Genomic DNA, 4,402 nt, shown 5'->3' with positions numbered 1-4,402 from the left:
ACAATGGGGATTGCTGGCGTCGGAATGCTGATCGCGTTGATCGAAGACGGGGATCATGATCTCATCCCGTCGCTTGCCCGGTCCGCGCTTCTGTGCTGATCGGGCAGTTACGGGAGGTGCAGGAGAATAGCCGCGAAGTTTGATCGTGTACATGTCTGCTACGAAGCTGGCCCAACCGGTTACGGCCTGCATCGGCTGATCCAATCCCTTGGCCATGAATGCATGGTTGTCGCTCCGTCATTGATTCCAAGGAAACCAGGCGACAGGGTGAAGACAAACCGTCGAGATGCACTCGCGCTCGCTCGGCTATTGAGGGCCGGCGAGCTCACAGCGGTGTGGGTTCCCGATGAGGGGCATGAGGCGATGCGAGACCTCGTTCGCGCCCGGGCTGCGGCAGTCGAGACGTTGCGGGTTCACCGACAACAGATCAGCGCCTTCATGCTCAAGCATGGTCGCATCTATCCACGCAAGAAGGGCTGGACGATGCGATATCTGTGCTGGCTGCAGGAGCAACAGTTCGATCACCCCGCGCATCAGATCGCTTTGCAGGAAATGGTCGAGGCGGTGCGCGTCTCGAAGGAGCGCGTCGAACGACTGGAGAAGGTCATCGAGGAATTCGTACCGAACTGGTCTCTTGCGCCGGTCGTCCGAGCTCTACAGACGCTAAGAGGGGTCGATCTGATCGTGGCCGTCACCTTTGCCACGGAGGTCGGCGACGTGAGCCGATTTGAAAGCCCGCGCCAACTGATGGGCTATCTCGGCCTGGTACCTGGCGAGCGATCAACGGGTGAAACGGTTCGACGAGGTGCGATTACCAAGGCTGGCAACGGCCGGGTTCGGCACATGTTGGTCGAGAGCGCCTGGACTTATCGCCATCCGCCGAAGGTCGGCGCGAGGAAGCTATACCGTCTGGAGCAAGCGCCGCCGAAAGTGCGGGAGATAGCATGGAAGGCTCAGAGCCGGTTGACGGCTCGTTATCGAATGTTGACCGGACGCGGAAAGCGAACGACGGTGGTTTGTACCGCCATTGCCCGTGAGCTGACCGGCTTCATGTGGGCTGTTGCAAGGGAAGCGCAGGCGATCAGATCATAGATCGCCACATCGAACTTGCACCTCGCGCATGGGCGGGGGCGGAACAACGGCAGGGGAACACCCGTCAGACGCTTTGTGGCCGGCATTTGAGCGACGCCCGCAGTAAGATCGGAGCAGCCCCGGACGCACTATCGGGAATGCGTAGCCAATCCGCGCATCAGAGCTTGATCACCGACGTCCTTGAGTTCCGCCTCCACCCATACGCGATGATCATCGTGAACAGCCGTTCGTTTGGGCGGTCTGTTCCTCGCGCCTAAAGCATTGACAACGGACATCAGAGCGATGTCCTGATCTCATGTTGTCGGTAGATTTGAATTTAACGACAAGGCAACTATGAGCAAAAATTGCAGTTATCGCTGTCTCGGTCTAACGTTAGCCCATGTTTCTCGCCCAGAAACTCGTTTTACATTCGCCAGTATCGGACGAAGCTCTCCTGGAGGCCTTTGTGGAAAGGTGTCTTGCCGATGGCATTTCGTTGTTAGCGATATTCGGGCCTGGCTCCGACGTTCTGGAGGAGAAAGTAGATTGGCTAGTGATTGGAGATGGCTCACGGCCTGATCGGCTTCTTTGCACCACATGCACCTTGATGAGCCATTGGATGAAGTGCTTACCATGGCGAACGCTTGGGAAGCCGATAAAGGCGGCGCTGTCGATTGACCTGCCACTGCATAATTCCACGGTAGCAGGCCTCAATCTGCCTCTGCTAGTGGCCGTTGACGATGGCAGTGAGCGTGCTTGTTAAATACGCAAGCGGATCGACGGCGTTGAGCTTGCAGGTTTATGCCGACCAGCGAACTATGCCGAGTGTCTCTTCTAATATTTGCGGCAAACCGAGCGTTCCCAGCCAGTTTGGCGGGTCGCCGTTGGTTGGCAATCGGCATAGTTGGCGGCTTGGGGGTGCCAGCGCCAGGGCGGACGATTCCTCTGTCCATCCGAGAGCAACCAGCCGTTCGATGGCGCGCCATTGGTCGACAGGGCTGAGCGGTTCGAGGGCGATGTTTTCCGCGAAGGATTGCATGGCGCCGAGATCGTCGGAGGGATCGGCCAGCAGCAGCGGGATTTCCATGAGATCCGCGGCGATCGCCTGGGCGGCGCGGAGGTGACCGAACACGATGATGTAGCTATTGCCGCCTCCCGGATCGAGTTTGACGATGGGTGGCTGCACAAGGCCGATGGCTCGGATCGGTGCGCACAGCAGCGCGTGGGACTGGGGCGAGGATTTCACCTGGCGGGACCGGTCGGGATTGTCCTTCAGGCTGCGCGGATCGGCTGCAATCAACTGCATGAGAATGACCTTTCGGTTTCGGGCGGGACGGACTGCCCTTGCCTCCTCATCTTCTTTTCGAAGACATCTCCCGAACCGCAGGTCGGGCCGGCGGCTGCAATTGCGCCGGAGCAGACCTGGCTTGCGGAGGAGCGAGGCACATCTGCCTTGCGAGACAAGCTGGCCCGGTCTCGGCGACCGGCGCGATTAAGGGAACCGTCAGCCGTTGGACCGCCTTGCGAACCAGTTTCCTATCCCCCTCTTTCCCGTTCCGCTCTACCATCGTCTTAAATCTGCCCGAGCTCGATTGGCCAGTCACACCAGTCGCTGTACGATGTTGAACTTGGATGCCGAAACAGAATCAACAATATAACCTTGGCAGCATATAACTCTAGGATCATATTATGGCGAAGGAATGGGCAGTTCTGCTCCACGACGAGTTCGACCCAGAGTTTTCAGCACTGCCGGAAGAGGTACAGGACGAAATCTTCGCAGCACTGCCGCTCCTGAAAGCTTACGGTCCACAACTTGGTCGTCCCTACGCCGATACGCTCAAGGGATCGGCCCACGCGAATATGAAGGAATTGCGGTTCAAGGCTGCAGACGGCGTCTGGCGACTGGCTCATGCGTTCGATCCCGAGCGCCGTGCAATCCTCCCGGTCGCAGGCGACAAATCGGGCGGCAGTCAGACGCGGTTCTACAAAGTGCTGATCGCAAAAGCTGATCAGCGATTGACACAACACCTCCACGCAATGAAGGAGAAAAAGAATGGCTAGGTCATTGGATGACGTTCTTCAGGGCCTTCCCGTAGAACGCCGTGAACGGCTCGAAAAGCTGGGCAACGAGCGCTTTGAGGAATACCGGACGCTGCAGGATCTGCGCAAGGCGCGCGACCTCACCCAGGTGCGCATGGCCGAAACGCTTGGTGTGAAACAGGAAAATATATCGCGCCTGGAGCAGCGGAGTGATCTGCTTCTATCCACGTTACGCAGTTATGTCGGGGCCATGGGCGGCTCCGGACCGGCATCCGGTCGTCCTGTCTTCCTTGTTCGATGATGATGCCGGGCCTGTCACAAAAGAAAACCCGGCAAGATCTCGTGCCAAGAAGCACCGCTCCGCGGCCTGACAGGCTGATAAAGAATTTAGGTCGGTGGCAAAAAGTGCTCGCGCACTGGAAAACGAAAGGGCGCTCGACCCTTTCGAGGAGCGCCCTTTCTGACCCGGGCAGCTATGAGCGCGCGGCAATAGCCATCGCAGCAAGCTCTCAAAACGGGTGATGACCAATAGACGTGCATCCACCATCCATGTTTCAAGGGACCGCAGCAGATATGCCGCCGTTCACGCGGCCTGTTGGCGATCCTCCTCGGGTTCATCGGCGGTTGCCGCCAGATCTCTTTCGATCTCCTCCGGTTTGCTCAGCTTGAACTCGAGCTCGGCTTCGGATGAGAAACTTTCCCCCAGACGCGGCGTGTAGGAGGCAAGCCGTCGTTCGGCGTCAACAAGACGATGGCGATGGCTCGCGCGTTCCTGTTCAAATCCGCCAAGCGCATGCTCGAGCCGGTAGATGGCGCCAACCGGCGTCGTTGTCAGGCGATGCTCGATCTCGTATTCCTCACAGACTCGGTCGAAGATGTGCTGGAAAGCATTTTGGTCACAGGCTCGGTTGGTGAACTGGATGCCGTTATCGGTCAGGATAGTATGGATGGTGTAGGGCACCGCCGCGATCAGGTTGCGCAGGAACTGGGCGGCATTCATCTTGCCAGCTTTGGCATAGAGCTCAGCGAAGGCGAACTTGGAAGTGCGGTCAATCGCCACAAAGAGATAGAGCTTGCCCTCGGCCGTCTGGACCTCGGCAATATCGACGTGGAAATAGCCGATCGGATAACTTTTGAACTTCTTCTTCGCCTCCTTGTCGATCCTGTCCCAGCAGGTGGTGTAGGTGGCGAGAGGTAGCAAAGCCGAGCGCCCGCGCGCTTCTCGTTGCGCTGTAGCGGGTGATCGGCTTTGCGGGCGGCCATCAGTGTTTTCCGATAGGGTCGGGTTGTT

At 58.3% G+C, this 4,402-nt stretch carries 3 protein-coding genes and 4 pseudogenes; 4 read left to right on the top strand and 3 right to left on the bottom strand.

Annotated features, from left to right (window positions below; genetic code table 11):
* Both HJB91_RS30355 and HJB91_RS30350 read left to right on the top strand, forming a co-directional pair.
* Positions 1-140 (top strand): annotated as a pseudogene (locus HJB91_RS30355) (IS110 family transposase); the annotation flags it as partial.
* Positions 141-144: 4 nt separating this feature from the next.
* Positions 145-1,092: pseudogene (locus HJB91_RS30350) on the top strand (IS110 family transposase); the annotation flags it as partial.
* A gap of 706 nt (positions 1,093-1,798) precedes the next feature.
* On the opposite strand, the pseudogene HJB91_RS31330 reads toward HJB91_RS30350, so the two are convergent.
* Together HJB91_RS31330 and HJB91_RS30345 are read right to left on the bottom strand one after the other, a co-directional pair.
* Positions 1,799-1,870: pseudogene (locus HJB91_RS31330) on the bottom strand (transposase domain-containing protein); the annotation flags it as partial.
* Positions 1,871-2,377, bottom strand: a complete 507-nt coding sequence (locus HJB91_RS30345; RefSeq protein WP_409079600.1) for a ParB N-terminal domain-containing protein — start codon at positions 2,375-2,377, stop codon at positions 1,871-1,873.
* A 383-nt stretch (positions 2,378-2,760) separates the two neighbouring features.
* Here HJB91_RS30345 and HJB91_RS30340 point away from each other — a divergent pair, with 383 nt between their 5' ends.
* On the top strand, positions 2,761-3,132 hold the full coding sequence (locus HJB91_RS30340; protein ID WP_221156952.1) for a type II toxin-antitoxin system RelE/ParE family toxin: 372 nt from the start codon (positions 2,761-2,763) through the stop codon (positions 3,130-3,132).
* Positions 3,125-3,412 carry a helix-turn-helix domain-containing protein gene (locus HJB91_RS30335; RefSeq protein WP_221156951.1) on the top strand — a complete coding sequence of 96 codons (288 nt, stop codon included), beginning with the start codon at positions 3,125-3,127 and terminating at the stop codon, positions 3,410-3,412. Before HJB91_RS30340 ends, HJB91_RS30335 begins: the two co-directional genes overlap by 8 nt.
* A 528-nt stretch (positions 3,413-3,940) precedes the next feature.
* Here HJB91_RS30335 and HJB91_RS30325 read toward each other — a convergent pair.
* Positions 3,941-4,270: pseudogene (locus HJB91_RS30325) on the bottom strand (DDE-type integrase/transposase/recombinase); the annotation flags it as partial.
* Positions 4,271-4,402 lie beyond the last annotated feature (132 nt).

Origin of the sequence: Rhizobium sp. NLR10b, assembly GCF_019685435.1 — a bacterium.
GTDB lineage: Bacteria > Pseudomonadota > Alphaproteobacteria > Rhizobiales > Rhizobiaceae > Rhizobium.
This window is presented reverse-complemented; position numbering and strand designations above follow the sequence as displayed.

What these genes read in the sequence shown, in the direction of transcription:
- HJB91_RS30340 (WP_221156952.1), top strand. Translation starts at nt 2,761, where the DNA reads ATGGCGAAGGAATGGGCAGTTCTGCTCCACGACGAGTTCGACCCAGAG.
- HJB91_RS30335 (WP_221156951.1), top strand. Translation starts at nt 3,125, where the DNA reads ATGGCTAGGTCATTGGATGACGTTCTTCAGGGCCTTCCCGTAGAACGC.
- HJB91_RS30345 (WP_409079600.1), bottom strand. Translation starts at nt 2,377, where the DNA reads ATGCAGTTGATTGCAGCCGATCCGCGCAGCCTGAAGGACAATCCCGAC.